Here is a 16,633-nt window from a genome sequence, read left to right as displayed (position 1 = left end):
GCCGTGGGTCAGACCGTGCTCGGGGCGGGGTCACTTGTGACGGGCGCGCTGCTGGTCACGGGTGCGCTGGTGACCGGTGCGCTGCTGGTGACTGGCGCGCTCGTGACGGGCTCACTGGTGACCGGATCGCTCGTGGCCGGTGACGAGCTCGTACGAGGCGGGTCGGCGGGCGGCGGAGGCTCGTTGTCCGTCGACGGGGGCGGCGAGGCCTTGGTGGTCCCCGTTCCGGTCGGCGTCCGCGTGGACGGCGTGTCAGTGGGCGGCGTGTCGGTGGGCGGCGTCGACGTCTCCGTCGGTTCGGTCGGAGTCGAAGTGTCGGTCGGCGTCTCGGTGGGCGACGTCGGCCCTGAATCCGGGGGAGTGCCCGACTCCCCGGTGGCGTCGCCGTCCACGGAGAGTTTCACGTACTGCCCCCACAGCAGCTCGCTGCCCGCAGCCGGCTGGGACCCGGTCACCCTGGCCTCGTCGGGCGGCGGACCGTCGCCGCTGTAGTCCATCGCCAGCCCGTTGTCCGCCAGCCGCTGCGAGGCCTCGGCGAGGGTCAGCCCCGCCAGGTCCGGCACGCGCTGTTTCTCACGCGTGTCGAAGGTCCGGTCCTCCGAGCCGTCGGTGCCGACCGGCCGGTCGATCCCCTGGCCCGTGTCGTCCACGTCCACGAGCGCGAGCCGGTCGAGCTTGGTGGGTGAGGGATCGACCGACACCACCGAGTCCTCGCGAAAGCCCGGCCATTTCTTGTTGCCGTCCTCGAACCGCACCGAGATCTTTTGGGTGTCCCCCTCGAAGGTGCGCAGCGGATTACCGCAGGAGCACTTCACGGCGGGCAGTCCCTGATCGTTCACGAGAACCGCGATTCCCGCCTCCAGCAAGGAGTCGAAGGCGACGGCCTTGCCCTTCTTGTAGTCGTGGTTCTTCACAAGGGTGTCGTGACGCAGCAGAACCGGTGTGAGTCGATCAATGTATTCCTCGATCGAATCCGGAGAAATTCCGACGATCCGCGCCCATTCCCGCGCCTTCTGGCGGTTCTTGGGATCGGTGAGGAATTCCTTGAGCCGGTCGACGTCACAGGTGCTCGGCTTGCTCGAACCGCCGTACAGCCCCGGCCTGTTGCCCTGCTGGAGGCCGCCGCGCGGCCGTTCAGCACGTAGCTCGGCATCCTCCCCGAGACCGCTCTTCTCGTCGAAGAAGGGATCGAGCGACGGAATGCCTGCGGCTACGGCCTTCACGATGAACGAGCGGTCGGATTGTGTGCAGCCACTGAGGATCAGTAAAGCGACCAGTAGAAGCGCGGTCCTGCGGACCGAAGATTGGATGCCCCTGTACATGGGCACGCGAAATGTCATTACCGCTCCCCCCGGCGGTTCCCCCGTCGCCCTGCAGAGCGGAAGCAGGGCTCGCGCGCCATGCTACTGAATAGAAAAGCCTTTCAGGCAGGGTTATTTAAATGGGGCAAAAAGTGCCTGGAGATGCCTCAGCGTGTACGCGCGTTCAGCGAGGCCAGATAGGCGTTGTACGCCTCCAGCTCCTTGTCCCCGTCGCGGTCCGCGGCCCGGTCCTTGCGCCGGGCCTGCCGCTGTTCGGAGCGGTACCACTGGAAGAGCAGCGCCAGCAGCACGAGTACGGACGGGATCTCGCTGAACGCCCAGGCGATGCCGCCCGCCGCGTTCTGGTCGGCGAGCGCGTCGATGCCGAGCGACGCGGGAGGGTTCTTGTACGTCTCGACCATCGGGCCGGACGCCATCATCAGCGCGATACCGAAGAACGCGTGGAACGGCATGCCCGCGAACAGCTCCAGCATCCGCATCAGATAGCCGGGCCGGTTCGGACCGGGATCGACGCCCATGATCGGCCAGAAGAAGACGAGGCCGACGGCGAGGAAGTGGCACATCATCACGGTGTGGCCCGTCTTCGAATCCATCAGGAAGTCGAAGAGGGGAGTGAAGTACAGCGCGTACAGGCTCGCGATGAACAGCGGAATCGTGAACGCCGGGTGCGAGATCAGCTGCATGAACCTGCTGTGCAGCAGCGCCAGCAGCAGCTCACGCGGTCCCTTGTGGCCCCGGCGGGACGCCACCGGCAGCGCCCGCAGCGCCAGCGTGATCGGCGCGCCGAGCAGGATCAGGATCGGCGACAGCATGCTGATCACCATGTGCTGCACCATGTGCACGCTGAACATGACCATGCCGTAGTCGTTGAGCCCGGTGCACATCATGAGCAAGACACTCAGTACCCCGACGACGAACGCCACGATCCGCCCGACCGGCCACTTGTCACCGCGCCGCAGAAGCCGCACGACACCCCACCCGTACAGGGCAAGCCCCACCAGGCAGGCGACGAGGAAGAACGGGTCCGCGGACCACTCGAGCCCTCGGCCCAGCGTGAACGGCGGCAGATCCATGGTCATGCCGTGCCCGCTGTGATCCATCCGCCGGCTCCTGATTCGTACTGGTTGTGCGCTGTCTGTCCGCACCCAGACTAGAACCGCCCCCGGTCACTGACGTGACCGGGGGCAGTACAACGTGCCCCGAAGGGGCGCGGGGAACTGCGCGATCAACCAGACACAGCCCGCAGTCCGCAGTCAACCGTCACAGACCGAGCTCGAAGCGGCCTGTCAGAGGACACACTCGGCTTCCGCGTACCGCTCGTCCGGCACCGTCTTCAGCGTCTCGACCGCCTCCGCGAGCGACACCATCACGATGTCGGTGCCGCGCAGCGCGGTCATCCTGCCGAATTCGCCGCGATGCACCGCCTCCACGGCGTGCCAGCCGAAGCGGGTCGCGAGGACGCGGTCGTACGCGGTCGGGGTGCCGCCGCGCTGGACGTGCCCGAGGATCACCGGGCGTGCCTCCTTGCCGAGGCGGTGCTCCAGCTCCAGGGACAGCTGCCGGGCGATGCCCGCGAACCGCTCGTGTCCGTAGACGTCCTTGCGGCCCTCGTCGTACTCCATCGTGCCCTCGCGAGGCTTCGCGCCCTCCGCGGCCACGACGATGGCGAACTTCTTGCCCGCCGAGAAGCGCTCGCCGACCTTGACGGCCAGCTCCTCGATGTCGAAGGGCCGCTCCGGTACGACGATCGCGTGCGCGCCGGCCGCCATGCCGGAGTGCAGCGCGATCCAGCCGGTGTGGCGGCCCATGACCTCCACGATCAGCACGCGCTGATGGGACTCGGCGGTGGTCTTGAGGCGGTCGAGGGCCTCGGTCGCGACACCGACAGCGGTGTCGAAGCCGAAGGTGACGTCCGTGACCGCGATGTCGTTGTCGATGGTCTTCGGCACGCCGACGATCGGCAGGCCGCCGTCCGACAGGAGTCGAGCCGCCTTGAGCGTGCCCTCACCGCCGATCGGGATGATCGCGTCGAGCCCGAGTTCCTCGAGATGACCCTTGGCCCGCTCCACGCCGTCCCGCAGATGCGCGGGCTGGACCCGGGAGGAGCCGAGGATGGTGCCGCCGCGAGCCAGGATTCCGCTCACCGCGTCGAGGTCGAGCTTGACGTAGTCGCACTCCAGAAGGCCCTTCCAGCCGTCCCGGAAGCCGATGACCTCGTCGCCGTGGTCCACGACGGCACGGTGCACGACGGACCGGATGACGGCGTTCAGGCCGGGGCAGTCGCCGCCGGACGTGAGGACACCAATGCGCATAGCCCGAAATACCTTCTCAACGTGGGCCGGGAACCGGACCACGCTGTCCGGCTGGACCCGGCCAGACTACCGGCGGCGGGGGGCGGGTCCGCACCGTGCGTCCGCCTGCTGGACGCCCCCGCACACGTGAGCGGACGTGCCGCCATACGGGCTGTGAGCCAGGTCTCGGTCGAGCTGTGGGCCGTGATCTCAGGCAGGCTGCTGGGCGGCCGCGATGCGCTCGGAGCGCAGCGCCTCGTACCACCGGTCGTCGATCGGCGGCAGCGCGTTCACGTCCAGCGCCAGCTTCAGCAGCAGATCCGCGATCAGCGGGTTGCGGGCGAGTACGGGCCCGTGCATGTACGTACCGAAGACCGTGTCGTTGTACGCGCCCTCCGTGCCGTCGCCCGTGCCGTTGCCCTTGCCGAGCCGGACCTGCGCGAACGGGCGCGCGGTGGGGCCGAGGTGCGTGATGCCCTGGTGGTTCTCGAAGCCCGTCAGCTGCGGCAGGCCCAGATTCGAATCGATGTCCCCGAGGACGTCGCCGACGCAGCGCTCGCCCTCGCCGCGGGTGGAGATCACGTCGAGCAGGCCGAGGCCCGGCTCACGCTGCCCGAGGTCGTTGATGAACTCGTGGCCGAGGATCTGATAGCCGGCGCACACCGAGAACACGATCGCGCCGTTGCCGACCGCGCGGTGCAGACCGCCGTCGCGGCGCAGCCGCTCGGCCGCGAGCCGCTGCGGCCGGTCCTCGCCGCCGCCGATCAGGTAGATGTCGCCCGAGGTGGGGATCGCCTGGTCGCTGCGTACGTCGAGCCGGGCCACGTCCAGACCGCGCTGCCGGGCCCGGCGCTCCACCACGAGCGCGTTGCCCTGGTCGCCGTACGTGCTCAGCAGGTCCGGGTAGATCCACACCAGACGCAGGCTGTTGTCACTCATCGATGATCGTCCTCTGTGGTGGGTTGCCGACGCGGGTCAGTTGCCGACGCGGCGGCGCAGGTCCTGGAACGCGGTGTAGTTCGCGATGACCTCGATGCGTCCGGGCGGCGCGATCTGCACGGCCTGGTCGAGGTTCTCGCAGACCTGGAAGGTCTGGTTCGCGACCTCCAGACGCACGGCGAGGTCCAGCTTGCGGTCGCCGATGACGGAGATCGGGTGCCCGGTCAGCCGCGTGTAGTCGACGTCCCACAGCCACGAGGTGTCGGTGCCGTCGGCGCCGCGCGCGTTCACGGACAGGATGACCGGAGTCGGCGGCGGGTCGATCAGCGAGAAGGTCTCCAGCCAGCCCGCGGGGTTCTTGGCGAGCAGCAGCCGCAGGTCACGCTGCATGAACTGCACGACGTCGTACCGTCCGGCGACCGCCTGGACCTGGTACATGCGTTCCAGGGCGACCTGCGGCGGCACACCGAAGACGGCGGCGACGGCGGCCGACGAGGCGGCGTTGGCCTTGTTGGCGCGGCCCGGCAGCTGGAGGTGGATCGGCCAGGCGGAACCGTGCGGGTCAAGAACGTGGTCGCCGGACAGCGCCCAGCTGGGCGTCGGACGGCGGAAACCGCACTCGCCGCAGTACCAGTCGTCGCCGGGCCGCTGCATCACACCGCCGCAGGACGGGCACGACCAGGCGTCGTCCTTCCACATCTGCCCTGCGGCCACCCATACGACGTTCGGCGAGGAGGACGCGGCCCATACGACCAGCGGGTCGTCCGCGTTGGCGATCACGACGGACTTCGAACCGGCCAGGCCCTCGCGCCAGTGCTCGGCGAGCATGCGGGTCTCGGCGGCGCGGTCGAGCTGGTCGCGGGAGAGATTGAGGAGCGCGATGGCCTTCGGGTCGGTGTCACGTGCCACACCGGCGAGGTACTTCTCGTCGACCTCGATGACGGCGTACCGCGCGTCCGAACCGCCGGCCAGCGCGGAGGTGATGCCGGCGGGCATGTTCGCGCCCAGCGCGTTCGAGACGACGGGACCCGCGGCGCGCAGCGCCTCCGCGATCAGCCGCGTGGTGGTGGTCTTGCCGTTGGTGGCCGACACCAGGATGACGTCCAGGTGCTGGGCGAGCCGGGCCAGCAGGTCGGGGTCGAGTTTGAGCGCCACCCGGCCGCCGATCACCGATCCGCTGCCGCGGCCCGCGGCCCGCGACGCCGCCGCGACCGCCTTGCCCGCCGTCACGGCCAGCTTGGCCCGCGGCGACAGCGGGTCCGAGTTGCCTGCCATCAAGTCTCGATCCTCCTTGCGTACGGCGCCGCGCCCTGCCCTGCTCCCGGCAACGTGTAGCCCTCAGCCTATCGAGATCCACGACCGGCCCGATTCGCGGCACCACCCCGGCGCCCACGCGACATTGAGGACCGTACCCTTGCGGCCATGCGACACGGCTCGATCCCGGGTGCCCAAGGGCGCGTCCTCACGCTGTCCCTCCTCGGCGACCCCGTGTTGCACACACCGTGTCAGGAAGTCACCGACTTCGGCCCCCAACTGGCGCGTCTCGTCGAGGACATGTTCGCGACGATGTACGCGGCTCAGGGGGTCGGACTCGCCGCGAACCAGGTCGGCAGGCCGTTGCGGGTCTTTGTGTACGACTGCCCGGACGACGAGGACCGGCGGCATGTCGGTCACCTGGTGAACCCGCGTCTGGTGGAGGCGGACGGGCTTGTGCTGCGCGGGCCAGAGGGGTGTTTGTCGCTGCCTGGGCTCGAGGCGGGGACGGAGCGGTACGACCACGCGGTGGTCGAGGGCTTCACGATGGACGGTGAGCCCGTACGCGTGCACGGCACCGGCTTCTTCGCCCGCTGTCTCCAGCACGAGTGCGAGCACCTTGCCGGTGGCGTGTACGTGGATCGGCTCAAAGGGTGGCGCCACCGGCGAGTGATGCGGGCCGCTGCGCGGGCTTCTTGGAGCCGGTGAGCGCCGCTGGGATGCGGTTTGACGCGGCCTGCGGGTGGTCTGTGGCTGGTCGCGCAGTTCCCCGCGCCCCTAAGGGGCGCCCCTGTGGGTCGGAGTTTAGAAGCCCGGCCCGCCCACCTTGTCGCCCGCCGCTGCCAAGCGGCCCCACAGCAGGTCCGCCAGGCTGCGTACCAACTGCGCGCGCGAGCACGGGCGTTCGCCGAGCCACCAGTCGCCGGCCGCGTGCATCATGCCGACGATGCCGTGTCCCCACACGCGCGCGAGCTGCTCGCTGTCGGGACCGAGATCGACCCGTTCCTCGATGACCTTGCCGAGTTCCTCACCCATGCGGCGCAGCAGGGGAGCGGAGTGCAGGCCGACGTCGAAGCCCTGGTCGCTCTGCGGGCCGCCCTCCGACGGATGCATCAGGAAGCGGTACACCTGCGGGCGTGCCTCTATCGCCGCCAGGTACGTGTCGAGCGTGGACTCGACCCGCTCGCGGCGCTCGGCCGGCGCGTCCAGCGCGGCCCGCAGCGCTTCCAGCAGGGCGTCCGTGTGGCGCTTGGCGAGGGCCGCGTACAGTCCACCCTTGTCACCGAAGTGCCGGTACAGAATGGGCTTGGTGATGCCCGCCTCGGCGGCGATGGCGTTCATCGAGGCGCCGGGGCCGTCGCGGAGCACCACCCGGTCGGCGGCTTCCAGCAGCTCTCGCCGGCGGCGGTCGGCGGACCGTTGCTGATCGGTCCGCTGTGTGGTGTCCATAGCTCTCCCCACCCGTGCTGATTCGGTGACGCCTGCGCAACGTAACACCCTGCTGTGATTCTGCATCGAACGGGCTGCCGAGGGGGAACCGGGAGTTGACTTTTTCTACCGACGGGTAACAGGCTACTGTTACCGCTAGTAACACGTGAGTGAAGTAGCTGGAGGGGACATGGCCGAGTTCACCATGGAGCTCAACGACGAACAGAAGGAGGTCCGGGACTGGCTCCACGGCTTCGCCGCCGATGTGATCCGTCCCGCGGCCGCCGAATGGGACGAGCGGGAAGAGACTCCCTGGCCGGTCATCCAGGAGGCCGCGAAAGTCGGCATCTACTCCCTGGACTTCTACGCCCAGCAGTACTTCGACCCCACCGGCCTCGGTATCCCCATGGCCATGGAGGAACTGTTCTGGGGCGACGCGGGCATCGCCCTGTCGATCGTCGGCACCGGCCTCGCCGCGGTGGGCGTCCTCGCCAACGGCACCGAGGAGCAGATCGGCACCTGGATTCCCCAGATGTACGGTGACGCGGGCGATGTCAAGGTCGCCGCTTTCTGCTCCTCCGAGCCCGACGCCGGCTCCGACGTGGCGTCCATGCGCACCCGTGCCGTGTACGACGAGGCCAAGGACGAGTGGGTCCTCAACGGCACGAAGACCTGGGCGACGAACGGCGGCATCGCCAACGTCCATGTCGTGGTCGCCGTCGTCGACGCCGAGCTCGGTTCCAAGGGCCACGCCTCCTTCATCGTTCCGCCGAACACGCCGGGCCTGTCCCAGGGCCAGAAGTTCAAGAAGCACGGCATCCGTGCCTCGCACACCGCCGAGGTCGTCCTGGAGGACGTCCGCGTTCCCGGCTCCTGCCTGCTCGGCGGCAAGGAGAAGCTGGACGAGCGTCTGGCCCGTGCCCGGGAGAGGGCGAAGGCGGGGGGTGAGCGCGTGAAGAACGCGGCGATGGCCACGTTCGAGGCGTCGCGCCCTGCGGTGGGTGCCATGGCCGTCGGCACGGCCCGGGCCGCGTACGAGGTGGCTCTCGACTACGCCAGGACGCGTGAGCAGTTCGGGCGGCCGATCATCGACAACCAGGGTGTCGCCTTCCAGCTCGCCGATATGCGTACGTCCATCGATGCGGCCAGGTTGTTGGTGTGGCGGGCCTCGTGGATGGCGGTCAACGGGAAGCCGTTCACCGCGGCTGAGGGGTCGATGTCGAAGCTGTTCGCGAGTGAGACCGCGAAAAAGGTGACCGCCCAGGCGATCCAGATTCTCGGGGGCAACGGTTACACCCGGGAGTACCCGGTGGAGCGGATGCACCGGGATGCGGCTATTTACACCATCTTCGAAGGGACGAGTGAGGTTCAGCGTCTCGTGATCGCGCGGACTCTGTCGGGGATGCCGATTCGGTAGCGCCGTTGGGGTGCGGTTCGACGCGGCTGCGGGTTCGTTGTGGCTTGTCGCGCAGTTCCCCGCGCCCCTAAAGGGGCGCTCTCAGCGGCGTGAGTTGTTCGATGTCGTACCTTGCCCGGAGTTCCTCGATCGCCTCGTCGTCCGGTGGGCCGCCCGAGTCCAGGATCTTCAGCAGCTCCTCGAAGTACCGCTCATGATCCGGGGGCGGTGACGCCTGGAAGAACATCTTCGCCGGTGCGTCCGTCGGGTTGGCGAAGGCGTGTGGGCAGCCCGGTGGTACGACGATGACCGTGCCCGGGGTCGCCCGTACCACCCGGTTGCCCGAACTCGACTCCCAGCGCCGCCAGTTGTCGGAGGTTCGTACCCGTGGCTCGAAGGCGAGGACGTCCAACTCGCCTTCGAGGACGTAGAAAAGCTCCTCGCTGCGCGCGTGCACATGGGCGCCGACGTCGAAGCCCGGGGGCACGACCACCTCGAAGCTGGACGCCATCCTGGAGTGCGTGCCGGTGACCTTGAACGTCACGTGCTGGGCGGGAGTGCGGACCGTACGGCCGTGGCCCGGTGGTACCAGCAGCCCTTCGGGCGGGGTGAGCGCGGTCACCACGCCACGGGCAGGGCCTCGGGCCCGCGGATCAGCGCGCCGCGCCGCCACGGCACCTCGGCGGGTGACACCGAGAGGCGCAGGGTCGGCACCCGGTCGATGAGTGTGTTCACGATGAGCTCCGCCTCCAGCCGGGCCAGCATGGCGCCCGCGCAGTAGTGCGCGCCGTTCCCGAAGGCCATGTGCGGGTTCGGGCTGCGGTCGAAGTCGATCCGTTCGGGGTCAGGGAAGACGTCCGGGTCGCGGTTGGCGGCCAGGTAGGAGACGTAGACCGGGTCGCCCGCCTCGATCCGCATCCCCCGGATCACCACGTCCTCCGTGGCGATGCGGGACAGGCCGACCGCGTTGCGGTGCGGGATGTAGCGCAGCAGCTCGTCCAGGGCCTGTGGGCGCAGCTCGGGTTCGGCGCGCAGCCGGTCGAACAGGTCGGGCCGGGTGAGCAGGATGAAGAACATCTGCCCGGTGTTGTTGGTGACCGCCTCGCCGCCGATCTGGAGCGGCCCCGCGAGTGCCATCGCCTCGTCCTCGGTGATGTCGCCCCGGCCCACCGCCGCGCCGAGGAGCGAGGTGACGTCCTCGCCGTCCGAGTCCCGGCGCCCGGCGATCAGCTTCGAGAAGTACGCCTCCATGTCCCGTTTGGCCTGCTCGCTGGCCTTGGCGCCCTGTGTGGAGGAGAGGATCAGCTGGGTCCAGGTGTGCAGGTTCTCGCGGTCGGCGGCCGGGACGCCCATCAGCTCGCAGATCACGGTGATCGGGAAGGGCGCCAGGACCCGGTCGATCAGATCGGCGGGCGGACCGTCCCGCAGCATCGCGTCCACCATCCCGTCGAGCGTCTCCTGGGCGCCGGCGCGCAGCCGTTCGATGCCCCGCGTGGTGAAGGCGGGGGCCACGGCCCTGCGCAGCCGGGCGTGGTCGGGCTTGTCGACGAAGTTCATGGCGTCCGGCTGCGGGATGAAGTGCGGTGCCAGCCGGGTGACTTGACGGCCCACCACCGCCGCGCGGCTGAACCGCGGGTCGTTGGTCACCAGCTTCACGTCGTCGTAGCGCGTCACCAGCCAGGCCCAGCCTTCGCCGTTGGGCAGCTGGATCCGGGTGACCGGTCCCTCGCGCATCAGCTCGGCCAGGACGGGGTCGAAGTCCACTCCGGTCAGGTCAAGGGCGGGCCAGTGCCGTACCGGGGGCGGCGGTGATGTCGGCGTCTGTTCGCTCAATGTCATGTCATGCCGCCTCTTCGGTCTCAGTCTCGGTCTTGGTGCGGTGCCAGCGGCCCAGAGCCATCTCGGCCGTGATGCCGGGCCCGAAGCCGGCGAGCATCCCGCGTGCCCGATGGTGGGAGCCGCCCTCGTCGAACAGCCGGCGCAGCGCGTCCAGGACGACGGCGCTGGCGATGTTCCCGTACTCGGTGAGCGTCGCCCGGCTGAACCGGAAGGCGTGCGGGTCGACCTGCAGGAACTTGCTGAGGTCGTCGAGTATTCGGGGACCCCCGGCGTGAATGATGTAGAAGTCCAGGTCGGAGGCGTCCCAGCCGTGCAGGTTCGCGAGGTCCCGCAACGCGGGCGCGAGCGGCTCCATCGTCGTCGGCACCCGCTTGTCCAGCAGGAAGTGGAAGCCGGTGGCCCGGATGTCGTACATGATCCACTCTTCCGTCTTGGGGATCAGATACGAGCCGTTGCGCTCCAGGCTGATGCCCTCGCCGCCGCGGCCGCGGACCACCGCCGCGGCGATCCCGTCCCCGAACAGGCCGTTGGACAGCAGCGATCCGACGCCGAGGTCGGTCGGCTGGTAGCAGAGCGAGCAGAACTCGCAGGCCACGATGAGGACGTTGGCGTCGGGGTAGGCCGTGCAGAAGTCGTGTGCCCGGTTGACCGCCGCGCCTCCTGCCGCGCAGCCGAGCTGGGCTATCGGTATCTGGCGGGTGTCGCTGGAGAACTCCATCGAGTTGATCAGCCAGGCCGTCAGCGAGGGCATCATGAAGCCCGTGCACGACACGTAGATGATCACGTCGATGTCGTCGGCGAGCAGCTCCGCCGAGTCGAGAGCCTGCTGCACGACCGCCGGTACACGGGCCTTGGCCTCGGCCTCGTAGACCTTGTTGCGTGCCTCGAAGCCGGGATGCTTCAGCGTCTCCTCGATGGGCTGCACGATGTGCCGGGTGCGTACGCCGGTGTTCTCGATCAGGCGGAGCGCCAGCGCCAGTTGGGGGTGATCCGGATGGCGGGAGCGCGCCAGCTCGAGCGTCTGCTGCATCGTGATCACATGTTCCGGAACGGAGACCGCGGGTCTGCACAAAGTCGCCATGTGCCTGCGCCTTCTCTCGCCCGCCGGGACTCCCTCACCACGGCGGAAGGGTGGTTCACCCACGATCACCCGGTGGCGCGGGGATATCGCGCGGGATTACTCCGGTTCAGCGACAGACCGCCCAGTGGCAGGCACACCATGAGAAGTCGAACAGCCCGTGAGAGCCTGAGGAGTACGGGAAAGGCAGCGCAGCCGAGCCGAAGGAGTGCGGCGATGACGCGGACAGCCAGGGAACTGCTGGAGAACATCACCGGGAAGCTCGCCCCCGATCCGCGGTCCAACCGGCTGCTGCCGCTGATCGGCCGGGGCGCGGCACGACGCGACACCCTCGCCGCCCTGGCTCTCGAACAGCGCTATGTGATCGCCGCCGATCGCCGGGCGTTCCTGCATCTGGCGGAACGGTCGGCCGCGGAGCCCGAGTGCGCCGCCTTCTTCACCATGCTCGCGGAGGGTGAGGCGCTGGCCCATGACCGGCTCGGCCCGCTGCTCGCCGCCTGCGGGGCCGACGAGGCACGGGTGGCGGCGTACGAACCACTCGCGGGCGCTCAGGCCTACCCCGCGTACGTCGCCTGGCTCGCCCTGAACGGCGCACCGGCCGATGTGGTGCTCGCGCTGAGCGCCAACTTCTCGGCCTGGGGCGGCTATTGCGCCACCATCGCCGAGGCGCTGCGCCGCCAGTACGGCTTCGACGACGAGGCCTGCGGCTTCTTCGACCTCTTCGCCGAGCCCGCGCCCGACCTGGAACAGAAGGCGGTGGCCGCCGTGCAGGCGGGACTGGACGCCGAGTTGATCAGCGAGGAGTCGGTCCAGCGGTACGGACGCCTGCTCCAGAGCTACGAGTCCATGTTCTGGCACACGCTGTGGGAGCTGGAGCACCGCAGCGCCCCGTAAGGGGCGCGGGGAACTGCGCGACCAGCCACAACGAACCCGCAGTTTCCAGACGGCCCAACCGGTCACCTCAGCCGGAGGCGTCCCCGCTGCTGTGGGCGATGCAGGCCACGTCGATGCGGTCGGCCAGCTTGGCGAGTTCGATCGTGAGGGTGGCCACCGTGTCCTCGTCGAGACCCTCCTGACCGGCCTCCACCAGATGCAGCCACCGGCCGCCGACCGTGCGCAGCAGTTTGCTGACGTCGGCGGCCGCCACCTGCAACGTGCCGCGGTCGTCGACGATCAGAGGGAGGGTCACTTCGCGGTTCACACAGGCGATCGTAACTGCGGCACGCTCACGCTCCGTGCCATACGGTGGTGATGTTGCAGAACTCGCGGATCCCGTGTCCCGACAGCTCACGCCCGTAGCCGGACTGCTTGACCCCGCCGAACGGGAACGCCGGGTGGGACGCCGTCATCCCGTTGACGTAGACACCGCCCGCCTCAAGATCGCGTACAAAACGGTCGATGTCGGCCTCGTCGCGGGTCCAGACGTTGGAACTCAGCCCGAACGGCGAGTCATTGGCGATCGCCACCGCCTCGTCGAGGCCGGCGGCGCGATAGAGCGTGGCGACCGGGCCGAACGTCTCCTCCTGGTGGATGCGCATGTCGGGGGTGACGTCGGCGAGGACGGTCGGCAGGTAGTACCAGCCCGGCAGATCGGGGCGTTCGCCGCCGCACAGGACCGTCGCGCCGCTCTCCACCGCCTCGTCCACGAGCTCGGCCAGACCGTCGCGGCCCTGCTCGCTGGAGAGCGGGCCGACCTCCGTGTCGTCGTCCATCGGGTCGCCCACCTTCAGCGCCTCCATGCCCGCTGTGAAGCGCTGGGAGAAGGCGTCGAACACGTCCGTGTGCACGATGAACCGCTTGGCGGCGATGCACGACTGCCCGGTGTTCTGCACACGGGCCGTCACCGCGGTCTTCGCCGCCCGGTCGATGTCGGCCGACGGCATCACCACATACGGGTCGCTGCCGCCCAGCTCCAGCACCGTCTTCTTGATCTCGTCCCCGGCGACCGAGGCGACCGAGCGGCCCGCCGGAGTGCTGCCGGTGAGCGTCGCCGCCCTGACCCGCTCGTCGCGCAGGATGCCCTCGACCTCCCCTGAGCCGATGAGCAGCGTCTGGAAGCAACCCTCGGGGAAGCCCGCCCGGTGGAACAGGTCCTCCAGGTAGAGAGCGGTCTGCGGCACGTTCGAGGCGTGCTTGAGCAGCCCCACATTGCCGGCCATCAGCGCGGGCGCGGCGAACCGGATCACCTGCCAGAGCGGGAAGTTCCACGGCATCACCGCGAGCACGGGACCGAGCGGCCGGTAGCGGACGAGCACCCGGGAGGCGCCGGAGTCCCGCGCCTCGGGCCCCGGTCCCTCCTCGTCGGCGAGGAGTTCCTCGGCGTGGTCGGCGTACCAGCGCATCGCCTTCGCGCACTTCGCGACCTCCGCGCGGGCCTGCTTGATCGGCTTGCCCATCTCCGTGGTCATCACGCGCGCGGTGTCCTGAGTGTCCTCTTCCAGCAGGTCCGCGGCGCGGCGCAACAGCCGTGCGCGCTCGGCGAACGAGGTGGTGCGATACGTGCGGAACGCGGCGTCGGCGGTCGCGAGCCTGCGCTGGATCTCCTCGTTGCCGAGGGCGTCGTAGGTTTTGAGCGTCTCGCCGGTTGCCGGGTTCATCGTTGCGATGGGCATGGCTGACCTCCTGATACGGGCGAGTTCCGCTTGAGGGCGCCGGTCCTGGTTGCGTCGTTGTTCGGAGCGGCGTCCAGGTCTGCGGGTGGTTTGTGGCTGGTCGCTCCCCCACTCTCGGCTTCGCTCGAGCGGGGGGGACCCCCATCGCGGCGGAGCCGCATATGTCGCAGCCCCGCGCCCCTTACGGGGCGCGTGTTGCCCTGACCTTGTGGGATCCGCGTACCCAGGCGTAGGCCTTCTAGCCGACGTGCACCTCGAGGCGGTCCAGGAACTCTGCCTGCGCCTTGACGATCAAGGCCCGTGCCCGGTCGAACCCGAACCACTCCACCCGGCTCAGCTCGGGGAATTCCTGAACCCGGCCCGAGCCCCTCGGCCACTCCATCCGGAACGTTCCCGGGACCACCGTCGCCGGATCGAGGTCGGCCTCGATCGCCCACGCGGTGACGATCTTGCCGTTCGCCTGCCGGACCTCGCCGAGCGGCAGGGCCTCGCCGTCGGGCGGCTCCAGGCCGAGCTCCTCGCGGAACTCCCGGCGGGCCGCGTCCCAGGCGGGTTCGTCGGGCTCGTACTCGCCCTTCGGGACGGTCCACGCGCCGGCGTCGCGGCGCTCCCAGAAGGGGCCGCCCATGTGGCCCAGGAGTACCTCCGGGCCGTCGCCGGCGCGGCGGAACAGCAGCAGGCCCGCACTGCGGCGAGGGGCCCTCACCGTGCCACCTCCGGGTGCGCGGCCAGCAGCATCTCGACGGTGTCGGCCTCGGCCGGGGTCTTGTCCTCGCGGTAGCGGACCACGCGGGCGAAGCGGAGAGTGACGCCGGCGGGGTAGCGCGTGGACTTCTGCAGACCGTCGTAGGCGATCTCGACGACGAGTTCGGGACGTACGGTCACCACGTGGCCGTTGTCCTCGACGGCGAGCTCCCGCAGCCGCTCGGTCTGCCAGGCCAGCATCGCGTCCGTCATCCCCTTGAACGTCTTGCCCAGCATGGCGAAGGAGCCGTCCGGGTTCCGCGCGCCCAGATGCAGATTGGACAGCTTGCCGGTGCGCCGTCCGTGGCCCCACTCGGCGGCCAGCACGACCAGGTCCAGCGTGTGTACGGGCTTGACCTTCAGCCAGGAGGCACCGCGCCGGCCCGCGCTGTAAGGGGCGTCCAGGCCTTTCGCCACGACGCCCTCGTGGCCGCGCTTCAGCGTGTCCGCGAGGAACCGCTCCGCGGCCTCGCGCGCCTCGCCGTCCGCCGGGTCCGCCACGAGTGCGCGCCGCACCCGCATCGGCTCGGGCACCAGCCGGGCCAGCTCCGCGTGACGGTCGTCGAACGGCAGGTCGAGCAGGTCGTGGCCGTCCACGGACAGCGCGTCGAAGAAGACTGGGGCGACAGGCAGGGCTCTGGCCGCCGTGGTGACATCCACGCGGGAGCCCACACGGCCTGCGATGTCCTGGAAGGACCGCGGCCGCCCGTCCTCGTCGAACGCGATGACCTCGCCGTCCAGGATGAACCGCTCGCCCTTCAACTCCCTTGCCGCAGAGGTCAGTTCGGGCAGCCGGTCGGTGATGTCGTCCAGGGTGCGGGTGTAGACGCGGATGTCGTCGCCGTCGCGGTGGAGCTGGACGCGGATGCCGTCCAGCTTCTCCTCGACGGCGCAGGCGCCGAGCTTGTCGATCGCCTCGGGCACGGACGGGGCGCTGTGCGCCAGCATGGGCAGGACCGGCCGGCCGACAGTGAGCCGGAAGGCGTCCAGGGCTTCGGGGCCCTGGGAAAGCAGCGCCTGCGCCACGATCTGCAGCGAACCGGCCAGCATCACCGCCCGCCGTACGTCCGCGGAGGGCGCCCCGGTCGCCTCGGCGAGCCCCTCGACGGCGACGGCGTCGAGAGCGCCCTGCCGTACCTCGCCGCTGAGCAGGCCGAACAGGAACCGTTGCTCGTCCGCGGTGGCCGCGGCCATCAACTCTCCGACCAGTCGGGTGCGCTCCGCCTGCGAACCGGTGCCGGACACCCCGGCAAGCTCGGTCAGCCGGGCGTCCACGTCCAGCACGGTGAGGGTGGGCTCGTCGGCTGGGGCGACCGGGCGGCTCAGTACCTTCCAGCCGATGCCGATCCGTCCCTGCGGGAGGCGTCCCGCCAGGTACGGGATCACGATCGGTGCCTCCTCGGGCTCCGCGTCCCGGAACAGCTCGGCCAGCAGGCCGATCTTCCGGGATCGCGCCGAGGTGGCGGCGACCTCCTGCGACACATTCGCTAGCCGGGCGAAGAGCATGCAGCCATTGTGTCTCGGGTGCGGGTGGGTTGTGGCTGGTCGCGCAGTTCCCCGCGCCCCTAAAAGACGAGCCCCCAGCTCCCACGCCCCGGCCAGTCACCCACTCGCACTTGCCCACCGGCGGGAGGGGTCGTGGGTCGGTGCGTCGTATGCCCGTCGCGTAGGTTCGTTCTCAGGTCACCCGCACCGTGTACCAACACCGGGCCGTATGCCCACCCTGCGAC

The 16,633-nt window shown here is 69.6% G+C and carries 16 protein-coding genes; 3 read left to right on the top strand and 13 right to left on the bottom strand.

What is annotated here, in order from left to right:
- Positions 1–8 precede the first annotated feature (8 nt).
- The 5 genes from G5C60_RS30240 to G5C60_RS30220 form a co-directional block, all read right to left on the bottom strand.
- Entirely contained in the window at positions 9–1,340 is a 1,332-nt protein-coding gene (locus G5C60_RS30240; protein WP_241267182.1) for a PASTA domain-containing protein, read from the bottom strand.
- A 128-nt stretch (positions 1,341–1,468) separates the two neighbouring features.
- Entirely contained in the window at positions 1,469–2,422 is a 954-nt protein-coding gene (locus G5C60_RS30235) for a cytochrome c oxidase assembly protein (RefSeq protein ID WP_165264167.1), read from the bottom strand.
- Positions 2,423–2,608: 186 nt separating this feature from the next.
- Entirely contained in the window at positions 2,609–3,634 is a 1,026-nt protein-coding gene (locus tag G5C60_RS30230; protein ID WP_165264166.1) for a 6-phosphofructokinase, read from the bottom strand.
- Positions 3,635–3,823: 189 nt separating this feature from the next.
- A complete protein-coding gene (locus tag G5C60_RS30225) occupies positions 3,824–4,552 on the bottom strand; it encodes a type 1 glutamine amidotransferase (RefSeq protein WP_165264165.1) in 729 nt (242 codons plus the stop codon).
- A 36-nt stretch (positions 4,553–4,588) separates the two neighbouring features.
- Positions 4,589–5,827: a MurT ligase domain-containing protein gene (locus G5C60_RS30220; RefSeq protein ID WP_165264164.1), complete on the bottom strand. Its 1,239-nt coding sequence runs from the start codon at positions 5,825–5,827 to the stop codon at positions 4,589–4,591.
- Positions 5,828–5,974: 147 nt separating this feature from the next.
- Here G5C60_RS30220 and def point away from each other — a divergent pair, with 147 nt between their 5' ends.
- Positions 5,975–6,514 carry a peptide deformylase gene (gene def, locus G5C60_RS30215; RefSeq protein WP_165264163.1) on the top strand — a complete coding sequence of 180 codons (540 nt, stop codon included), beginning with the start codon at positions 5,975–5,977 and terminating at the stop codon, positions 6,512–6,514.
- Positions 6,515–6,610: 96 nt separating this feature from the next.
- Here the strand turns inward: def and G5C60_RS30210 are convergent, their stop codons facing one another.
- Complete coding sequence (locus G5C60_RS30210) at positions 6,611–7,255, bottom strand: TetR/AcrR family transcriptional regulator (protein ID WP_165264162.1); 645 nt, start codon at positions 7,253–7,255, stop codon at positions 6,611–6,613.
- A gap of 169 nt (positions 7,256–7,424) precedes the next feature.
- On the opposite strand from G5C60_RS30210, the gene G5C60_RS30205 reads away from it, so the two are divergent.
- Positions 7,425–8,651: an acyl-CoA dehydrogenase family protein gene (locus tag G5C60_RS30205; RefSeq protein ID WP_165264161.1), complete on the top strand. Its 1,227-nt coding sequence runs from the start codon at positions 7,425–7,427 to the stop codon at positions 8,649–8,651.
- A gap of 67 nt (positions 8,652–8,718) precedes the next feature.
- On the opposite strand, the gene G5C60_RS30200 is transcribed toward G5C60_RS30205, so the two are convergent.
- The 3 genes from G5C60_RS30200 to G5C60_RS30190 are packed head-to-tail and all read right to left on the bottom strand — an operon-like array spanning position 8,719 to position 11,550.
- A complete protein-coding gene (locus tag G5C60_RS30200) occupies positions 8,719–9,252 on the bottom strand; it encodes a cupin domain-containing protein (protein WP_338145974.1) in 534 nt (177 codons plus the stop codon).
- Positions 9,249–10,463, bottom strand: a complete 1,215-nt coding sequence (locus G5C60_RS30195) for a cytochrome P450 (protein WP_165264181.1) — start codon at positions 10,461–10,463, stop codon at positions 9,249–9,251. Before G5C60_RS30195 ends, G5C60_RS30200 begins: the two co-directional genes overlap by 4 nt.
- A 7-nt stretch (positions 10,464–10,470) precedes the next feature.
- On the bottom strand, positions 10,471–11,550 hold the full coding sequence (locus G5C60_RS30190; RefSeq protein ID WP_165264159.1) for a type III polyketide synthase: 1,080 nt from the start codon (positions 11,548–11,550) through the stop codon (positions 10,471–10,473).
- A 213-nt stretch (positions 11,551–11,763) separates the two neighbouring features.
- Between G5C60_RS30190 and G5C60_RS30185 the strand changes: the two genes are divergently transcribed.
- Complete coding sequence (locus G5C60_RS30185) at positions 11,764–12,441, top strand: heme oxygenase-like domain-containing protein (protein WP_165264158.1); 678 nt, start codon at positions 11,764–11,766, stop codon at positions 12,439–12,441.
- A 67-nt stretch (positions 12,442–12,508) separates the two neighbouring features.
- Here the strand turns inward: G5C60_RS30185 and G5C60_RS30180 are convergent, their stop codons facing one another.
- From G5C60_RS30180 to G5C60_RS30165, 4 genes are all read right to left on the bottom strand, one after another.
- Positions 12,509–12,748, bottom strand: a complete 240-nt coding sequence (locus G5C60_RS30180) for a DUF6213 family protein (protein WP_165264157.1) — start codon at positions 12,746–12,748, stop codon at positions 12,509–12,511.
- A 25-nt stretch (positions 12,749–12,773) separates the two neighbouring features.
- Positions 12,774–14,159: an NADP-dependent succinic semialdehyde dehydrogenase gene (locus G5C60_RS30175; RefSeq protein ID WP_165264156.1), complete on the bottom strand. Its 1,386-nt coding sequence runs from the start codon at positions 14,157–14,159 to the stop codon at positions 12,774–12,776.
- A 238-nt stretch (positions 14,160–14,397) separates the two neighbouring features.
- Positions 14,398–14,865: an NUDIX domain-containing protein gene (locus G5C60_RS30170; RefSeq protein ID WP_165264155.1), complete on the bottom strand. Its 468-nt coding sequence runs from the start codon at positions 14,863–14,865 to the stop codon at positions 14,398–14,400.
- A complete protein-coding gene (locus G5C60_RS30165) occupies positions 14,862–16,409 on the bottom strand; it encodes an ATP-dependent DNA ligase (protein ID WP_165264154.1) in 1,548 nt (515 codons plus the stop codon). The genes G5C60_RS30170 and G5C60_RS30165 overlap by 4 nt, the downstream gene beginning before the upstream one ends.
- Between the last annotated feature and the right edge of the window lie 224 nt (positions 16,410–16,633).

The organism is Streptomyces scabichelini, assembly GCF_011045015.1.
GTDB classification, from domain to species: domain Bacteria; phylum Actinomycetota; class Actinomycetes; order Streptomycetales; family Streptomycetaceae; genus Streptomyces; species Streptomyces scabichelini.
The sequence above is the reverse complement of the archived record's forward strand: the minus strand, read 5'-3'. Positions and strand labels throughout refer to the sequence as shown.

Excerpts from the sequence above, each read along its gene's own strand:
- G5C60_RS30210 (WP_165264162.1), bottom strand. The coding sequence starts at position 7,255 with ATGGACACCACACAGCGGACCGATCAGCAACGGTCCGCCGACCGCCGC.
- G5C60_RS30240 (WP_241267182.1), bottom strand. The coding sequence starts at position 1,340 with ATGACATTTCGCGTGCCCATGTACAGGGGCATCCAATCTTCGGTCCGC.
- def (WP_165264163.1), top strand. The coding sequence starts at position 5,975 with ATGCGACACGGCTCGATCCCGGGTGCCCAAGGGCGCGTCCTCACGCTG.
- G5C60_RS30185 (WP_165264158.1), top strand. The coding sequence starts at position 11,764 with ATGACGCGGACAGCCAGGGAACTGCTGGAGAACATCACCGGGAAGCTC.
- G5C60_RS30165 (WP_165264154.1), bottom strand. The coding sequence starts at position 16,409 with ATGCTCTTCGCCCGGCTAGCGAATGTGTCGCAGGAGGTCGCCGCCACC.
- G5C60_RS30230 (WP_165264166.1), bottom strand. The coding sequence starts at position 3,634 with ATGCGCATTGGTGTCCTCACGTCCGGCGGCGACTGCCCCGGCCTGAAC.
- G5C60_RS30205 (WP_165264161.1), top strand. The coding sequence starts at position 7,425 with ATGGCCGAGTTCACCATGGAGCTCAACGACGAACAGAAGGAGGTCCGG.
- G5C60_RS30220 (WP_165264164.1), bottom strand. The coding sequence starts at position 5,827 with ATGGCAGGCAACTCGGACCCGCTGTCGCCGCGGGCCAAGCTGGCCGTG.
- G5C60_RS30235 (WP_165264167.1), bottom strand. The coding sequence starts at position 2,422 with ATGGATCACAGCGGGCACGGCATGACCATGGATCTGCCGCCGTTCACG.
- G5C60_RS30225 (WP_165264165.1), bottom strand. The coding sequence starts at position 4,552 with ATGAGTGACAACAGCCTGCGTCTGGTGTGGATCTACCCGGACCTGCTG.
- G5C60_RS30175 (WP_165264156.1), bottom strand. The coding sequence starts at position 14,159 with ATGCCCATCGCAACGATGAACCCGGCAACCGGCGAGACGCTCAAAACC.
- G5C60_RS30190 (WP_165264159.1), bottom strand. The coding sequence starts at position 11,550 with ATGGCGACTTTGTGCAGACCCGCGGTCTCCGTTCCGGAACATGTGATC.